At 42.1% G+C, this 17,847-nt stretch carries 16 protein-coding genes; 11 read left to right on the plus strand and 5 right to left on the minus strand.

The genetic code is table 11. The annotated features are described in order from the left end of the window. Position 1: 1 nt before the first annotated feature. A complete protein-coding gene (gene porW, locus J2W55_RS12080) occupies positions 2-2,926 on the minus strand; it encodes a type IX secretion system periplasmic lipoprotein PorW/SprE (RefSeq protein WP_310095998.1) in 2,925 nt (974 codons plus the stop codon). A gap of 71 nt (positions 2,927-2,997) precedes the next feature. Between porW and J2W55_RS12085 the strand changes: the two genes are divergently transcribed. The 8 genes from J2W55_RS12085 to atpG all read left to right on the plus strand — a co-directional run bounded on the left by J2W55_RS12085 (position 2,998) and on the right by atpG (position 8,921). Further along, on the plus strand, positions 2,998-3,228 hold the full coding sequence (locus tag J2W55_RS12085) for an AtpZ/AtpI family protein (RefSeq protein ID WP_310095999.1): 231 nt from the start codon (positions 2,998-3,000) through the stop codon (positions 3,226-3,228). Next, positions 3,225-3,611, plus strand: coding sequence for a hypothetical protein (locus J2W55_RS12090; protein ID WP_310096001.1), 387 nt, complete (start codon positions 3,225-3,227; stop codon positions 3,609-3,611). Before J2W55_RS12085 ends, J2W55_RS12090 begins: the two co-directional genes overlap by 4 nt. Positions 3,612-3,643: 32 nt before the next feature. After that, complete coding sequence (gene atpB, locus J2W55_RS12095) at positions 3,644-4,717, plus strand: F0F1 ATP synthase subunit A (protein WP_310096003.1); 1,074 nt, start codon at positions 3,644-3,646, stop codon at positions 4,715-4,717. 71 nt (positions 4,718-4,788) lie between these two features. After that, positions 4,789-5,016: an ATP synthase F0 subunit C gene (gene atpE, locus J2W55_RS12100; protein ID WP_310096481.1), complete on the plus strand. Its 228-nt coding sequence runs from the start codon at positions 4,789-4,791 to the stop codon at positions 5,014-5,016. Positions 5,017-5,125: 109 nt separating this feature from the next. Beyond that, positions 5,126-5,617 (plus strand): F0F1 ATP synthase subunit B, encoded by a 492-nt coding sequence (locus J2W55_RS12105; RefSeq protein ID WP_310096005.1) that lies wholly within the window; start codon positions 5,126-5,128, stop codon positions 5,615-5,617. Between the two features lie 123 nt (positions 5,618-5,740). Beyond that, a complete protein-coding gene (gene atpH / locus J2W55_RS12110) occupies positions 5,741-6,286 on the plus strand; it encodes an ATP synthase F1 subunit delta (RefSeq protein WP_310096007.1) in 546 nt (181 codons plus the stop codon). A gap of 36 nt (positions 6,287-6,322) precedes the next feature. Next, on the plus strand, positions 6,323-7,897 hold the full coding sequence (gene atpA, locus J2W55_RS12115) for a F0F1 ATP synthase subunit alpha (RefSeq protein WP_310096009.1): 1,575 nt from the start codon (positions 6,323-6,325) through the stop codon (positions 7,895-7,897). Between the two features lie 139 nt (positions 7,898-8,036). Further along, positions 8,037-8,921 carry an ATP synthase F1 subunit gamma gene (gene atpG / locus J2W55_RS12120; protein WP_310096011.1) on the plus strand — a complete coding sequence of 295 codons (885 nt, stop codon included), beginning with the start codon at positions 8,037-8,039 and terminating at the stop codon, positions 8,919-8,921. A gap of 267 nt (positions 8,922-9,188) precedes the next feature. On the opposite strand, the gene J2W55_RS12125 is transcribed toward atpG, so the two are convergent. Beyond that, the gene (locus tag J2W55_RS12125) at positions 9,189-9,671 is read right to left on the minus strand and encodes a DinB family protein (protein ID WP_310096013.1); all 483 of its coding nucleotides are present in this window, start codon (positions 9,669-9,671) and stop codon (positions 9,189-9,191) included. A gap of 65 nt (positions 9,672-9,736) precedes the next feature. On the opposite strand from J2W55_RS12125, the gene J2W55_RS12130 reads away from it, so the two are divergent. From J2W55_RS12130 to J2W55_RS12140, 3 genes are read left to right on the plus strand one after another with little or no spacing between them, the layout of a single operon-like run. Next, entirely contained in the window at positions 9,737-11,545 is a 1,809-nt protein-coding gene (locus J2W55_RS12130; protein ID WP_310096015.1) for an ArnT family glycosyltransferase, read from the plus strand. A gap of 10 nt (positions 11,546-11,555) precedes the next feature. After that, positions 11,556-12,581, plus strand: coding sequence for a lipid A deacylase (locus J2W55_RS12135; RefSeq protein ID WP_310096017.1), 1,026 nt, complete (start codon positions 11,556-11,558; stop codon positions 12,579-12,581). 31 nt (positions 12,582-12,612) lie between these two features. Continuing rightward, positions 12,613-13,338, plus strand: coding sequence for a DUF2490 domain-containing protein (locus tag J2W55_RS12140; RefSeq protein ID WP_310096019.1), 726 nt, complete (start codon positions 12,613-12,615; stop codon positions 13,336-13,338). A 183-nt stretch (positions 13,339-13,521) separates the two neighbouring features. On the opposite strand, the gene J2W55_RS12145 is transcribed toward J2W55_RS12140, so the two are convergent. The 3 genes from J2W55_RS12145 to J2W55_RS12155 all read right to left on the minus strand — a co-directional run bounded on the left by J2W55_RS12145 (position 13,522) and on the right by J2W55_RS12155 (position 17,715). Further along, the gene (locus J2W55_RS12145) at positions 13,522-14,256 is read right to left on the minus strand and encodes a head GIN domain-containing protein (protein ID WP_310096021.1); all 735 of its coding nucleotides are present in this window, start codon (positions 14,254-14,256) and stop codon (positions 13,522-13,524) included. Between the two features lie 106 nt (positions 14,257-14,362). Continuing rightward, entirely contained in the window at positions 14,363-16,036 is a 1,674-nt protein-coding gene (locus J2W55_RS12150) for a M1 family metallopeptidase (RefSeq protein WP_310096023.1), read from the minus strand. A gap of 23 nt (positions 16,037-16,059) precedes the next feature. Beyond that, the gene (locus J2W55_RS12155) at positions 16,060-17,715 is read right to left on the minus strand and encodes a M1 family metallopeptidase (protein ID WP_310096026.1); all 1,656 of its coding nucleotides are present in this window, start codon (positions 17,713-17,715) and stop codon (positions 16,060-16,062) included. Between the last annotated feature and the right edge of the window lie 132 nt (positions 17,716-17,847).

Genomic DNA, 17,847 nt, shown 5'->3' on the forward strand with positions numbered 1-17,847 from the left:
TTCAATAATTTTTCTGATAGTATTCTATATAACTATCCACTGTTTTTTGATCGGCTAATTTATCCAGATTTTCCTTTGTTATGATAAAAAAACTGTATTTATCCCTTGGTACCTTCATAATATCGGGCAATAGCGGAATAATGCCTTTAGCGTATTTCCTTACATCGGCCAGGCTGTAAAAGCGACCTACGTAAATGATCTGATCGTCGGGACCGGCATTAACCAACTGGTGCCTGAAGCCATAGCCCCCGTAATGGGTGCGGTTAAACTGCCCTATACCAAAACGTGAAGAGGCAAGGTTAGTTGTGCCTGTAGTAACATTTATGGCGAAGTAATAATTATCACTGTCGCGCTTTGAAAATATGGATAGTATATTTTGATCCTTTATATCAACTTTGGCGGCAGCGTTAGCACTGTCTGCCGGATTGGCTTGGGCAGCCTGCGGTAACTGGTATGCCGGCTGTTGTATGTGGTTGTCGGCCAGTTTTCCCTGCTGTATGCCTAACTGTGTATTGATCTGTGACTTTGTGGGCGACAATCCGTTTAGTGGCGCATTTACAGGGTGCCTGTATTCCTCTTGCGAGGGGATGAATGCTTTGCGGTATTCCGTTTGTATCTGATAGGCAACCGGCGGGGTGAACGGGATCTCGTTAGGATCATCTCCGGCTAAAACCACAGGGCGCGCCGCTACCTCTGCCTTATTAGCTTCAATATAGGCCAGGTGCTGTTTTGCCAGCGGGGTCACTAAGGGATCATCCGGATACTTATCCACTATCCTTTGCATATCGGCTAAAAAGGGCGGCAGCGTTTCCTGATGGCCCGCGGCTATGGCTTTTAAATAATATAACTGGGCCGCAAACCGGCTGTCGGGATACCGTTTCAGGAGGTCATCGGCATCATTAATTACCTGGGTGTATTGTTTTTTTGTATAAAGGTCATATACCTGGTTATAAAATACATTGAACCCTGCATTGGCGTCGTCCAGTTTTTTACCGTATTCGGGGTCGAGGATTATTTTGGCGAATACCGTTTGCGGATACTCTTTCAATATCCTGTTTTTGTACGAATCGGATTTCGTCGCATCAATATCAGCGTACAGGCGATACAAATTATAATATATGGCAGGCTTATCCGGGTTATCAGGGAAACGCGACAGCAATTTTTCAAAAGCGGCTATCGCCTCTTTTTTATCCTCCAGTACATCACGGTATAAATTACCCAGATCAAGGTAGGCATTATAAACACGGATGTTTGATTGTTTAAGCAGCTCGGGCGTAAGCGGCAAGTCATGGACCAGCTGTTGCTTATACCCCTGGTTGCTTGCTGAGTCTGCAGCCTTACCGGGCTGACCGGCGGGTTTATCCGCGGTGCCGTTTTGCGCTACAGATCCTGTATTTGCGGGTATACCGCTGTTTGACCGTTTGCTTCGGCGCCAGTTGTCTTCCAGTTTGCGGTTGCCCCACTGGCGTTTAAAAGAGGTATAACCCTGGCTTACCGCGGCATTGTTATAAAAATAGAATGAGCTTGCTGTTTTTTGTGCATTTTGAGGCAATGGCGAATCGGGGTCGCTCGATATAAAGTTGTTGTTTAAAGGCTCAGTGGTATTTGAAGTTGCTTCGGCCGCTGCTTTTTCCTGTTTGGCTTTGCGGGCAGCCATGGAGTCAATACGAGCGGCGCGTGTTTTTTCGTCAAGCGAAGCCAGCACCTGTAAAGTATCCTCGCGGGCAATAGTTTCAAGCAAACCGGCTAATAGCTGCAAATTGTTGCTCTTTTTCAGAATAAGCTGATAGCCGGGATAGCTGGGCGCGAGATAAGTTAAGGTACTGTCGTAATACAGCTTGGCCTGGCCATAGTCGGCCTTGTTTTTAAAGTTGATGTCGGCAATACGCAGGTATGAAACACCTTTCTGGTTTTGGTTCTTTGTGCTATGCCGTACAGATAACTTGTAGTTTTTCAAGGCGTTATCTATATCGCCGGCAGCAAAGTATTGTGCAGCTATCTGGTAATAGATCTGGTCGTTAAAATCACCGTTGTCGCTATTTTTTAACAGTTTACGCAACAGGTCTATTTTGCTTAGTTTAATCCCGTCGCGGTTATCCTGTATGCGTATCCGGTTTAGGTTGGCGTTAAATGCCATCTCAAATGACGCGTTGCTTTGAACAATACGGGTATAGTTGTTATAGGCATCGGCAGGTTTTAAATTAAGCTCCTGCAGCTGGGCCAAAATAAATATCCAGCGAAGCTTTAACTTTTTTACGGTACTGTAAGCTATGGCCTGTTTAGCATCTTCCTCGGCATCGGCATAGTTTTGGGTATTGATATTGTATTGCAACCTGGTAGCATACACATCGGCGGCAAAGCTTTTCTTAGGTTTCTTTGGGTCGATATTTTGTAAGGCCGAATCTATGGTGGTTTTGGTCTGCGGCAGGTTATTTAAATATAAAAGTGCCCGTCCTTTCCAAATCCGGGCCTGCTGGGTTAGGGCGGTTTCATTCTCAAATGAACGTATCACATAATTAAAATACTCCACCGCGTCAAAATAGTTGCCCTCCAGGTAACGCGCTTTGCCCAAAACCAGGTAAGCATCGCCAATATAATGGCTTTGCTCTTTAATATTAATGATGGTATTGGCCTTGGTGATGGCCAGTTCCAGGTCCTTATCGGGTGTGCCGGTTTGGCCGGCGGTATCCGGATAAACGTTCAGCAGCTCCGTATAAGCATCGGGAAAGTTTGCAGCGTAAGTTTCCTGTTTAACCCTTAATAGTTCATTAGCGTTGAATAAAATATTGTAGTGGGCTGTAAGGTTTTGCAATGAGCGGTTTAACCCGCTTTTTTTTTCGAGCGAACATCCTGCGGCAATAACAATAAGCACCAGCAGTAAATATTTACCGCTTTTATTTGCAGAAGATATGGGTAGTTGCCTCAAGCTAAATTATCGGTTTTTAAAAGCATTGCTAAAATACTAAAGATTATACAATAGGTTTAATAAATTTGCGGATGGCTAAAAATGAACAGGAGGACGGATCTGAAAACGGCAGAAAAATAAATAGTTATGCCAAATTTAGCGGTATAGCCTTCCAGATGATAGCTGTTATAGGTGTTTTTGCTTTTGCCGGTTATAAAATTGACCAGGCCGCGGGCCATGCTATAAAATGGGCAACAGCGGCGTTGTCGCTCATTGGTGTTTTTATTGCATTGTATATTGTTATCAGATCTGTAAAAAGTTGAAAATACTACCCTTTGTATTATTTTATTTGTTGTTTATTATTATCATAGCCATACCTCCTTTGGTATTAACCTATACGGGCTATGCCGGCTGGATAACCCCTAAGTTCTGGCTGCTGTTTTTTTTCCTTTCGGGGCTTACCTTTTTAACCATAATTTCTGTTTTAATGGTGAGCAAAATCAATCCTGATATGTCGGCCCAGGCATTTTTGGCTGCTACTACAGTTAAACTATTGGCCTGTATGTTCTTCGCACTTGTTTTTCTTTTAAAAAACGCTGTAAACAGGTATGTTTTTGTGGCCGATTTTTTTTATATATATTTCTTAAATATGGCCTTTGAAATTTATGGTTTGTTACGTAACTTGCGCAACCAAAAAATTAGGTAGAAAACATCATCTGAATGAATAATTGCTCGATTTTGAACTCAAAAATATTTAAACCATTACTGATTTCCGCGCTTTTTTTGCTGATTTGTGTTAAGCCTGTATTATCTTTTTCGCAGGAAAAGGAAGCTGCAGGCAATGAAAAGCCATTTGATCCCAAAGAGGTCGTATTTGAACACATCGGCGATTCGCATTCATGGCCTGTAGCAGTGCCATTGCTTGATGAGCATTTTATTCCGTTACCTATTATCCTGTATACCGACAAGGGGATGGAGTTTTTTTCTTCGGAACAATTAGGCCATCACCATAAGGAAGGCCACGAGGCCCCTGTTTATAAAGGCGCGCATTACAGCTACAAGCTGGAGGGTAATAAAATAGTTGCCGTTAATGAAGCGGGCGAAATCAACAAGGATGTTAAAATATATGATTTTTCAATAACCCGTAACGTGATCAGCATGTGGATGGGTATGATCATATTATTACTGGTGTTTTTCACCGTTAGTTCGGCATATAAAAAACGCGCCGGTAAAGCGCCAAAGGGCTTACAGTCATTACTGGAGCCTGTTGTGCTTTTTGTAAGGGACGATGTGGCTATTCCAAACATTGGTGTAAAATATGCCCGGTACATGCCTTTGCTGCTTACCATATTCTTCTTTATATTAATAAACAACCTGTTGGGTTTAGTTCCTTTTTTCCCGGGAGGCTTTAACCTTACGGGCAATATCGCGGTAACCTTAACGCTGTCAGTTATTGTGTTGATTGTTGTTAACTTAAGCGGTAATAAATATTACTGGAAGCACATTTTTACACCTGATATTCCATTGTGGCTGTATCCTATCATGCTTCCTGTTGAACTTATCGGTATCATATCAAAGCCATTCGCGTTAATGATACGTTTGTTCGCTAACATTACCGCAGGGCACATTATTGTGCTGAGCTTAATATCATTGATCTTTATTTTCAAAACCGCGTGGATGTCGGCAGTGTCTGTTCCGTTTGTGGTTTTTATGGACTGTATTGAATTGCTGGTTGCATTTTTACAGGCCTTTATTTTTACGATGCTTACTTCCCTGTTTATTGGGATGGCTGTTGAAGAGCATCACCATTAATTTGAATTAATTATAATTATATATACACGTTAAATTATCAAACAATGATTGGAATGATTGGAACCATAGGTATGGTTGTAGCTCAGGCGACCGCAGGATTACACGGAACCCTTGGTGCAGTTGGTGCTGGCTTAGCTGTAATTGGTGCTGGTATCGGTATCGGTCAAATCGGTGGTAAAGCCGTTGAAGGTATCGCTCGTCAGCCTGAAGCTGCCTCAAAAATTCAAACTAACATGATCATCGCTGCAGCCCTTGTTGAAGGTGTTGCTTTGTTTGCTGTGGTAGTTGCTTTACTCTAATATTTATTAGAGAGCGAACGAAAAAGAACAACCCGGGGCGATTGGCTCCGGGCTTGTTTTAATCACGTTAAAAAGAATAAACATATAAAGTAAATATCTATACAGAATTATGGAATTAGTTACACCTGAAATAGGTTTGGTTTTTTGGACAGCAGTATCCTTTTTGATCCTGTTATTTTTATTAGGAAAATTTGCCTGGAAACCCATCTTAGGAGCGCTTAATGATCGTGAACGCTTTATTGAAGATTCACTTTCAAAAGCCGAAGCCGCCAAAGAGGAAATGGCCCGTTTAACTAACGAGAATGAGTCATTACTGAAACAAGCCCGTATTGAGCGCGACCAGATCTTGAACGAAGCCCGTAAAGTTAAAGAGCAAATGATAGCCGATGCCAAAGAGCTTGCCCACAAAGAAGGCGCACGCATGATTGAGCTGGCCCGTGTTGAAATTAACAACCAGAAATCAATTGCAATGGCTGATGTGAAGAACCAGGTAGCTACATTGTCATTAGAAATTGCAGAGAAAGTATTGCGCAAGCAATTTGAAGATCAGCAAAAACAGGATGAACTGGTTAGCCAGTTATTAAAAGAAGTGAAACTATAGGGATTTCGGATTTGGGATGTCCGATTTCGGATTTATTTCCTTATCGGGTCCCGAAGTTAAATATCCCAAATTCAAAATAAAAAATTCCGAAATCGAAAATTCGAAATCCGAAATAAAAAAGACATGTCAGAATTAACAGTAGGATCCAGGTACGCCAAATCGCTTATTGACCTTGCACAGGAACAAAATATTGTTGATGTGATTAAAGCTGATATGGACCTGTTTTTAAATACACTGAAGGCAAGCCCCGAGCTTAAGGCAGTTTTAAGCAACCCAATCATCGCCCATACAAAAAAGGTAAAGATACTTGACGAAGTGTTTTTAGGGAAGGTGAACAAGGCTACCATCGCGTTTTTTAAACTGATGATCAATAAGGGCCGTGGCGAGGTATTATATACAACCGCTTACGAGTATATTAACCTGTACAATATTAAAAAACACATCACTAAAGCTAAAGTTAGCTCGGCAACCGAATTATCGGCAGCCAATAAGCAAACCATAACAGCTGAAGTGCAAAAAGCTATAGGCGGTACTGTTATTTTGGAAACAAAGGTTGACCCATCATTAATTGGTGGTTTTGTACTAACAGTAGGCGACAGGCAGGTTGATACCAGCATTGCGGCCAGCTTAAGAAAATTAAAGAAGGAATTTGCCGGACAGGCGGTTTAATATTATTACACTAAAACTCTAAATAAAATTTAAACAATGGTAGAGGTAAGACCAGACGAAGTATCGGCAATTTTGCGTCAGCAATTGGCAGGCTTTAAGTCAGAATCTGAATTAGAAGAAGTGGGTACTGTGCTCCAGGTGGGTGATGGTATCGCACGCGTTTATGGATTAACAAAAGTTCAATCAGGTGAGCTTGTAGAATTTGGCACAGGATTGCAAGGTATCGTTCTTAACCTTGAAGAAGATAACGTGGGTGTGGTATTGTTAGGTAAATCTGACGATATTAAAGAAGGTGATACTGTAAAACGTACCAACCGCATTGCATCAATTAACGTAGGCGAAGGTATGCTTGGCCGTGTTGTTGATACTTTGGGTAACCCAATTGACGGTAAAGGCCCAATTACTGGCCAAACTTATGAAATGCCACTTGAGCGTAAAGCCCCTGGTGTTATCTACCGTCAGCCGGTAACCGAGCCTTTGCAAACCGGTATCAAAGCTATTGACGCGATGATCCCGATTGGCCGCGGACAACGTGAGCTTGTAATTGGCGATCGCCAGACAGGTAAAACCGCTGTTTGTATTGACACCATTATCAATCAAAAAGAATTTTATGATGCCGGCAAACCGGTTATCTGTATATATGTAGCTTGCGGTCAAAAAGCAAGTACAGTAGCAAACATTGTACGTACACTGGAAGAGAACGGCGCTATGCCATATTCTATCATTGTGGCTGCAAACGCGTCAGACTCTGCTACCATGCAGTTCTTTGCTCCTTTTGCTGGTGCTGCTATCGGCGAGTATTTCCGTGATACCGGAAGGCCAGCTTTGATCATCTATGATGATTTGTCAAAACAAGCGGTTGCTTACCGTGAGGTGTCATTGTTGTTACGCCGCCCACCGGGCCGTGAGGCTTACCCTGGTGACGTGTTTTACCTGCACAGCCGTTTACTGGAACGTGCCGCTAAGATCAACGCTAACGATTCTATAGCACAGGCCATGAATGACCTGCCTGAATCTATTAAAGGTATTGTAAAAGGCGGTGGTTCATTAACCGCTCTTCCAATTATCGAAACACAGGCTGGTGACGTATCTGCTTACATCCCAACCAACGTAATTTCAATTACCGATGGTCAGATATTCCTGGAATCGAACTTGTTTAACGCAGGTGTTCGTCCGGCAATTAACGTAGGTATCTCTGTATCACGTGTAGGTGGTAACGCGCAGATCAAATCAATGAAAAAAGTAGCAGGTACCCTGAAACTTGACCAGGCACAGTTCCGCGAGCTGGAAGCTTTCTCAAAATTCGGATCAGACCTTGACGCTTCAACCAAAACTGTACTTGACAAAGGTATACGTAACGTAGAGATCCTGAAACAAGGTCAATACTCTCCTGTAACCGTTGAAAAACAAGTTGCCATTATTTATCTGGGTACTAAAAACCTGATGCGTAATGTGCCTGTAAAAGACGTTAGGAAGTTTGAAACAGAATTTACCGATCAGTTAGAAGCTCGTCACCCGGAAGTATTAGCTGCCCTTAAAGCAGGTAAATTCGACGATCAGATAACCGGCGTACTGGAATCAGTAGCCAAAGATCTGTCAGCAAGGTATTAATTTTTAGATATGAGATGTTAGATATGGGATTTGAGAATATCAAATTTCATATCTGACAGATTAAATTAGATATAGGGATGATACGGGACAATGAGTTTTTCTCATATCTCATATCTCAAATCTCACATCTCAACAAAGAATGGCTAATTTAAAAGAAGTAAGAAACAGGATATCATCTGTATCATCAACGCAGCAGATCACCAAGGCCATGAAAATGGTTTCGGCAGCTAAGTTGAAACGTGCTACAAATGCTATTATACAGTTGCGCCCTTATGCCAACAAGCTAAAAGAGTTATTGGCTAACTTGTCTGCAAGTTTAGAGGATGGCTCATCACCATATTTGCAGGAGCGCGAGCCCGTGCGTGTGCTGGTGGTTGTGGTATCATCAAACCGCGGTTTGGCGGGTGCTTTTAATGCCAACGTTATAAAAACGGCCAATAACCTTATTGCCGAGAAATACAGCAAGCAATTGCAGGCCGGTAATGTATCCATAGTGGCTATCGGTAAAAAAAGCCAGGAATATTACCAGCGCCGCAAGTACAACGTAATTGGCAACAACAACGATCTGTACCTTGACCTTAATTTTGAAAATGCTTCCAAAATTACCGAAAGCATTATGGAAGGTTTTGTTAATGGCGATTTTGACCGTGTTGAACTGGTATATAATCATTTCAGGAACGCCGCTGTACAGTATTTAATTGCTGAACAGTTATTGCCTGTGCCAAGAGCCGATAAAAAAGAAGTAACAAAAACTGCCAACGTTGATTATATCCTGGAGCCATCGCAAGAGGAGATCGTGGAGCAGCTGATTCCTAAAAACATCAAGATACAATTGTACCGTGCTGTTTTAGATTCAAACGCTTCAGAACATGGCGCACGTATGACAGCTATGGACAAGGCTACTGAAAACGCCGGCGAGTTGTTAAAAGCCCTTAAACTTTCATACAACCAGGCCCGCCAGGCAGCCATCACCACCGAGCTTACCGAAATTGTGAGCGGTGCCGCAGCATTGTCATCAAATTAAATAAACTCATTAACTTGATATGAAAAGCCTCCTTGTACAAGGAGGCTTTTTTTGTGGGCACTGATAAGTGAAATCTTTTTAAATTTTCAAAATGGTATTGAAAAAGTGTTAAAATGAATGTTTTTAAACACTTTTGATGCTGTAACGAACAGATAATAATCAGTTCGTGCCCGTTTTGTAGCTGATTTATGTTAAAAAATCACTTTAAAAAGTTTACGCGATACTGGTTTAAGTCCAAACGTTTACACCATCTCCGTGACCTGAAACTCAGGACAGGCTACCCGCTTTTTCATTGAGTACCGCGCGCTTCAGCGCCATCATATAACCGCAATGCAGGCCTTCATGGAAAGGCAAAAAGTGCAGGGCATCATCAAAAGAGGTAATTTCGGTACCATAACGGCTTAGCCATGCTGAATAGCCGGTGAAAAGGTTATTTTGTATATCTGTTTCAAGTTGGTCAATAGTTGTAAGAAACAGCTGTTTAATGGCGGCTATTTCGTCGGCGTTAATAAATCTTTCAGGTTTAGTATCCGGACGGTATGGGGTAAAATACTTATCCTCAACAGCTACAGGTAGTCCGGCGCGCTTATAGCAAATTCCCTGCTGCCCAGATATAATATGCGCGAGGTTCCAGATGAGGTTGTTGTTAAACCCCTGTGGGATATGGTTAAGTTGCTCTGTAGTAAGGTCTTCAACCAGCTTAAGTATAAAAAATCTTGGTTGTTTTATTATTTCTATTGATTTGTTCATTAATGATTATTTATAGGGACAGCTAAATTAGGAAGATTACCGGCATTATTTAATCAAATTACTTAATGATGATCACCTTTGCTTTATGCCTTATATCTTTTATTATACCTTTGCCAATTCAATTTTCAACATTGTTAATGCAGCACAGCACATCAAATAATACGCAGGCACTGGTAAAGTATAACCGCCCTGTTATTTATTTTTTACTGTTGTGGACGGCATTAAACATATTACAGGCCGCTACCCTTGAACTCCATGCCGATGAGGCCTACTACTGGGTGTTTTCGAGGATGATGGACTGGGGGTTCTACTACCATCCCCCCATGGTAGCCGTATTTATCCGCATTGGAGATACCTTAATGCACAACGAGTTGGGGACCAGGTTGATAACCTTGCTATCAAGCAGTGCAGCCATGTACATGGTGTGGGTTATGCTGCAACGATATGCAGTGAGCGCCAAATGGTTTATCCTTTTTATGGCAGGTATATTGGTTTTTCACGTATATGGTTTTACCGCTACGCCGGATGCCCCTTTATTGTTCTTTGCTGTTTTATTTTACTTCTTTTATCAGCAATATCTTGATCAGGATAGCTGGATATTGGCATTAATACTGGGTGTTGTGGTAGCCTGCCTCATGTATAGCAAATATCATGGTATACTGCTTGTTGGGTTTACCCTGTTATCAAACCTTAAACTGTTAAAACGCGGCTCTTTTTATTTCATTGCGGTGCTGGCTTTTGCTTTATTTGTGCCCCATATAATATGGCAGTATCATCATAATTTTCCGGCGGTAAACTTTAACCTGTTTGAGCGGTCGGGCGGCGGGTTTGATATTACGTATGGCTTTACCTACCTGCTTACACAGCTGCTCATTGGCGGACCGCTCATTAGCTGGTTTATATTTTATAAAGCCTTTACCTCCAAAATTAAAGATGCTTTTATGCGCTGCCTCATGGTGAACGCCGCGGGAGTCTTTATTTTCTTTTACCTCAATACCCTAAAGGTAAATGTACAACCGCATTATACACTTATAGCTTTTGTGCCGTTGCTTATGCTGGCCCTTATCAATTTAAAGCAAAAAGCATATAATCCCGCATGGCTTTATCGTTTAGCAGTGCTTAATATTGTGCTTATTGTGGGATTCAGGTTATGTTTGGTTGCTGGTTTTTCATTTCTGAAACAAAACGGGCAGCTGGCAAGCTACTATGGCTTCAGGGATTGGGCAAAGGCGGTTCATGCCAAAGCAGGCAATCATTATGTAATCATGAAGGATGAATACCAAAATCCGTCAAAGTATTGCTTTTATACCAACTCGTTGAAAGGCTTCGGCTATGATTCGCGGTATTACCGTACTACTCAGTTTGATATGTGGCCTTTTGAGGATAGCCTGCAGCATACTGATGTATATTATCTTACCCAGAATAAAATATCAAGCATATCTGTAGATAGTATTAACACATCTGGTACCGCTGGTAAATGGTATGGCGGCTGGGTTAAAGATGCACGCACTTATCAAAAAGTGATCTGCCAGCCCGCAATAAATAATATGACATTAGCGCCGGGACAGCAACAGGGAATAGATGTGGCTATTACAAATCCATATCCCTTTGTTATTAATTTTAGTAACAAGGATGCCATTAATAAACTCACCGTGGAGGCATGCTTTTTCCTCGGTCCCGATATTGTGGAGATACAGCCAGCAAAAGATGATATTTACAATCTGCCGCCCATAAAACCCGGTGAGCAGGTGCACTATAATTTTACATTCAAAGCCCCGCTGAAAAGGGGCAGTTACGCGTTGTTCTTTTCCTGGCGGACTGATCCGTTCGCGGGGAGCAGGAACAGCGGCTTTGTTAATTTAACTGTTAAATAATACATTACCCATGTTTAAAAAACTATACCTTTTTGCACTCTTTACCGTCATTTGCAGCACCGCTGCTTTTGCACAAAATAGCCTTGATATTCATTTTAATGGAATGGGTTTTATGGACAATCGTGAGTACAAGGATTTTGTACTGCGGTCACGCACCTATTCCGGCGTACGTACAGCGCTTGATCTGGGCTTAAATATTGATAGCGTACATCACTTTATTGTAGGTGTAAGCGGTATCCATGAGTTTGGCGCCCAGCCTTATTTTTTAAAGGTAGATCCGGTGGCTTATTACAGTTATACCGGCAAAAACTGGCTGTTTAATGCCGGTGCCTTTCCGCGCGAAGGGTTGTTGAGCGATTATCCGCGTGCATTATTGAACGACACCTTACGTTACTATCGCCCCAATGTACAGGGTTTATTAACTCGTTACACCAATGAGCATTTCACAGAAACCGCCTGGATAGATTGGGTGAGCCGCCAAACGAATACAGACCGTGAACAGTTTTTATTTGGATTTTCGGGCAAATACCGGCCTTCACTTTTTAGTCCCTTTTATATATCGCATTATTTTTTGCTAATGCATGACGCCGGGCCTGCCATAGCCATACCAAACGACCATATACAGGATAATGGCGGCGCCCAGATACGTTTGGGACTTGATCTAAGCCACAAAACAATTTTGGATTCATTGAGTTTTGAAGCAGGGGGCATGATGTCATTTGAACGCACCCGTGGCATTGATGGTTTTCAAAAGCCAGCGGGTTTTGTAGCGAGCGCCTATTTGAGCTGGCGCCGTTTTGCTTTGTTTGATGAATTTTATAAAGGAAAAGGCAGCCACATCATTTACGGGGATTCTTTTTTTGAGAAGAAAACCTATAACCGTCTTGACATTATGTACACACCATTTTTATACAAGCGCATAAAAGGACAATTTATTTTAAGTTTGCACCAAACGCCGGGCTATTTCAGCAACCAGGAAGCGTTCAGGATCACGTTTGATCTGGGCAGGCAAACCCTGGTGCGTTTTAAAGATTAATAGTAATAACCTTAACAAATACTATATACCTATGCAGTTGAAACAAAAATTATCAGTTCTTATTGTTTTGTTATTTATAGTGCCTGCAAAGCTATTTGCCCAAGACAACCAGTTTTCGGGATGGGCGGCATTGTTCCATAGCCAGAAACTGTCTGAGCACTGGGGCTATTCGTTCGATGGTCAATTCCGCTCGCATGATCAGATAAGTTATTTAAAAAATGTGCTCCTGCGTCCGTCTGCTAATTACTATTTTGCCAAAAACAAGGTGACCGCTTTGGGTTATGCTTATATAGCCACAAATGGCCGCACAGCCTCGGGCGACAAAACCTTCAGGCCCGAACACCGCATCTGGCAGCAATATACCTATTCGCACAAAATGGGTAAAAGCATTGCCGTATCACACCGCTTTAGGTTGGAGCAACGCTTTTTAGGCAATACGGCAGCTAATAAAAACGACAATTATTTTGCCCAGCGTTTCAGATATTTTGCAAGGGGGGTAATACCGTTTAAAAATGATTCGGCCGTATTTAGCAAAGGACCTTTCCTTGCATTGCAGAACGAGGTATTTGTTAACGTGCAGCATAAAAACAAGGTAAACAAACATTTCTTCGATCAAAACCGTGCTTATGTGGCCGTAGGCTATCGTATCAGTAAAATGATCGATGTGGAAACAGGTTACCTTAATCAATACATTAAACAAGCCGAAAGCTACACGCTGAACCATGTAGCCCAGCTGGCATTTTATACGCGATTTTAATTAGCCGTGAGTTAGTGAGTAGTGAGTGGCCAGTTAGTGAGTGGTGAGTAGTCAGTGGTCAGTTAATGAGTTTTTAATTGGTGAGTGGTCAATAATGGTGAGTAGATAGCGGTCAGTGGTGAATAATGAGTGGTTAACAACAGGTTTCCAAATAATTTACTACTGACCACTGACCGCTCACCATTACAGCCTTGAAATATCTCCGCTGCCCGCTTTGGTGCTGCTGATATTTTTAGCGCCACCGGTGTAGTGTATATCTCCTGATCCGCTTACCGCGGCTTCAACTTTATTGCTGGCGTTTACTACGGCATCGCCAGAACCGGCTACGCGCACCGCCGTGTTAACGGTTGCCAAATCACGGGCAGTAAAATCACCTGAGCCTACAATGCTCACTGTCGACTCATCGGCACGGCCCGAAAGCTTCATATCGCCTGAGCCGGATATTTTGCATTCCAGTGTTTTTACACTTACTCTACCCAGCATGTCGCCAGAGCCTGTAACCCTTAACTTTAAAGAGTTGGTGGTGATGCCTTCTTTAAAGAATATATCGCCCGAACCGGTTACGCCTACGCTGTTCAAATCTTTTGCAGTAACGTAAATTACCATTTTCTTGTTCCCAAAGCTCCAGTTCCAGTTTATGTCTTTTTTGCTGTGGATCTTTAAAACACCATCTTCAACTTCGGTGATAATACGATCAATAACGTCTGAAGGTGCCTCTACCTTTACCAACTCTGTAGACCCTTGTGTAATGTAAACATCAAAGGAACCGGCCAGGTCTATGGCCCTAAAACCAGATAAATGACGATCCTGTGTAGTTTGCTGTATAGTTTTTACAATCGGCGCCGCTTTAGCGAAGGTATGCCCCGTAGTACCAACTGACAATGCAGCAACCAGTAATAGTGTAGTTAATGATTTCATATTAAAAATTAATTGTTTGCCTATAAGACGCACGGCGTGTTTTATAGGTTGCAGTGTTTTAAAAATAAAAGTTCCTGGTATGTCCAGTTATTTAACCTAATACAACTCAATCAACCAATACCCCTATGTAATAATTAAAAGTATCAACTTCTATGTTTTCGGCAGTAGCGCCGTCAAGCTTAACAGAGGCAAATTGGGTAGTTGGGGTAATAAATTTATAATCGCCGCCTTTAATTTTAACCCTAACCGGCATGTTAAATTCTTTTGAGTTTACGTTGATCCAACGGCAAAGCGTTTTACCTTTCCTCGTTGTAAACTCCAATATCGGAATATTGGTATAATGCAGGTACTGATCAAATATTGGCGATAAATTCATGGCCGCCTGCTCGCTGATGTAATTTACCACCTGGTCATAAGTAACGGTTTGATGATAAAAAGTTTTATTGAGGTCACGCAGTATGCCACGCCATTTTTCATCATCATTAATAACGGTACGTACCATATTAAGCAGGTTACCGCCCTTATAATACATATCGCCGGAGCCTTCGCGGTTTACATTATATGGCCCCACAATTGGGCGGTCATTTTGTATATTCATACGTGTGCCATGTACATATTCCTGCCCGGCTTGTTTACCATAATATGTTTCAATAAACAGCGATTCGGAATAGTTGGTAAAGCTTTCATGTATCCACATATCGGCCACATCTTTTGAGGTAATGTTATTGCCAAACCATTCATGCCCGCTTTCATGCACCACAATAAAATCCCATTTTAAACCCCATCCTGTGCCTGAAAGGTCACGACCGAGATAGCCGTTTTGGTAGTGATTGCCGTAGGCTGTGCCGCTCTGGTGCTCCATACCTAAGTGTGGTGTTTCTACCAGTTTGTAACCGTCTTCGTAAAATGGATAAGGGCCAAACCAATGTTCAAAAGCTTTGAGCATTTTGGTCGCGTTTTCGTTCCACTGTTTTTTGGCTTTGTTAATATTATAGCTTAACGGCCAGTAGTCGAGCGTCAGCTTGCCTTTTTCACCCTGGTAAATGCCGTCATAATGAACATAATCGCCTATGTTGGCTTCAATATCATAGTTGTTAATAGGATTGGCAACAAACCAGTCGAAACGGGTATAGCCGTCCTTTAGCTTTGTAACCTTACGTAAACGACCGTTTGATACATCTTTTAAACCCTTAGGTACGCTGATGCTGATCAGGGCACTGTCTACCTCATCATACTGATGATCTTTAGTTGGCCACCAGATACTGGCCCCTATGCCTTGGCAGGCAGTAGCTACCCATGGCTTTCCTAAGGAGTCGGTAGTATATACTATACCGCCATCCCAGGGAGCGCGTTTAGCAATGGTTGGGTTGCCTGAGTAATAAACCGTAAATTCATCTGTGCTGCCTTTGGCTATGGTTTGCGGAAAGGTGATAAACACGGCGTTAAACTCACGGGTATATGGCAGCTCCTGCCCCTTGTATACCACCTTATCTATTTTGAGGTTAGCAAACAGGTCAAACTGTAATTTGGTAAAATCCTGCGTGGCGGTAAATTTAAAAAGATTACTGCCGCTGATGAATTTTTGATCGATATCAAACTTAACATCAAGGTGGTAATAATTAATATCGTAGCAGGTACGCAAAGGTGTTAAACTGCCGCGAAGTGTGTCTGCCCGGGTAAACGTTTCGCGGGTTGCGCCGAGTTGGGCATTGGCCGGTAAAAAGCAAACACTTGCCAGAAGAAGCGTAATTGAAAAAATGTAAAAGGTATTATTTCGCATGTTGTTATCGTATAATCTTTAACTTAATCTTTTAATATACCAATGTAGTAGTTAAAAGTATCCACCTCAATATTGTCTTTGGTAGCACTATCAACATCAACAGGAGTAAAGTGAGTGGTAGGGGTGATAAATTTATATTCGCCTCCTTTAACCCTTACTTGCACAGGCATAGTAAAGCCATGAGCGTCAGCTATCCAGCGACTAAGCAACTTGCCGTCCTTCATGGCAAACTCAAGCGTAGGCAGAGTTTTATAGTGAAGGTACTGATCAAAAATAGGCAACAGGTTTTTGCCCGACTGCTCGTTAATATAATTAACTACCTGATCATAAGTAACGGTTTGATGGTAAAATGTACTGTTAAGGCCGCGTAAAATAGTACGCCATTTTTCATCATCATTAATGATGGTGCGTACCATGTTAAGCAACACAGCTCCTTTGGGATACATATCGCCCGAGCCCTCTTTGTTTACATTGTATACACCAACAATAGGACTGTCATTACTAATACCGGCTCTTAGCCCTTTATTATACTCCTGGCCTGCTTTTTTACCCCAGTTATCTTCAATAAATAACGATTCGGAATAACAGGTAAAGCTTTCGTGGATCCACATATCAGCAAGGTCTTTACCGGTAATATTATTGCCAAACCATTCGTGCCCGCTTTCATGAACTATAATGTAGTCCCATTTAAGACCCCAGCCTGTGCCAGACATGTCATAACCCAGGTAGCCATTCAAATAATGATTGCCATAAGCCGTAGCGCTTTGGTGCTCCATGCCCAGGTGCGGAGTTTCTACCAGCTTATAGCCATCTTGATAAAAAGGGTAGGGGCCAAACCAATGTTCAAAGGCTTTAAGCATAGGTTTTACGTTTTCGCCAAATTGTTTTTTTGCCTTTGTAAGGCTGGCTGGCAATACCCAGTAATCAAGCGTAAGTTTACCCTTCTCTCCGTCGTAGCTGTCGCTAAAATGGGTATAGTCGCCAATATTGGCTGCAACATCGTAATTGTTAATTGGGTTGGCTACAAACCAGTCAAACCGGGTATAGCCATCTTTTAAAGCAGTAACTTTACGCAGGCGACCGTTCGATACATCTTTTAGTCCTTTAGGCACACTGATGCTGATCATCATGCTGTCAACCTCGTCGCTCAGGTGATCTTTGTTGGGCCACCAGATGCTGGCCCCCACACCCTCACAGGCGGTAGCCACCCAGGGCTTACCCAATGAATCTTTTTGGAATACCAACCCGCCGTCCCAGGGTGCATTTTTAGCAATTGTAGGGTTGCCAGAATAGTATACTTTAAATTCATCCCTGCTGCCGTTGGTAATGGTTTGCGGAAAAGTTACAAATACGGCGTTGCCCTCGCGGGTAACAGGCAGGGTTTTTCCTTTATAAACTACCTTATCTACATTAAGGTTGGCAAACAGGTCAAATTGTAATTTGGTGAAATCCTGCGTGGCGGTAAATTTAAAAAGGTTACTGCCACTGATGAACTTTTGATCAATATTAACCTTAACATCAAGATGATAGTAATTAATATCATAACAGGTACGCAGCGGGGTAAGGCTGCCGCGCAGCGTATCGGCATGGGTAAATTTTTCTTTAGGTTCTATCAGCTGGGCGTGTGTGCTGCCAATAATCCCTAATAAAATAACAGGAAGGAGTAATTTTTTGATCATGTGTAAGCTCAATAAAAATATTTCAGGAACTAAGCTACTAAGTAATTCAGTAATTAGCTATTCCTTTCGATACTGTTACACTAAACAGAGCAAAATTTTAATTTATTTGCAGGTATAGAGTTTATTTACTTT

The organism is Mucilaginibacter pocheonensis, assembly GCF_031456535.1.
In the GTDB taxonomy this organism is placed as follows: domain Bacteria; phylum Bacteroidota; class Bacteroidia; order Sphingobacteriales; family Sphingobacteriaceae; genus Mucilaginibacter; species Mucilaginibacter pocheonensis.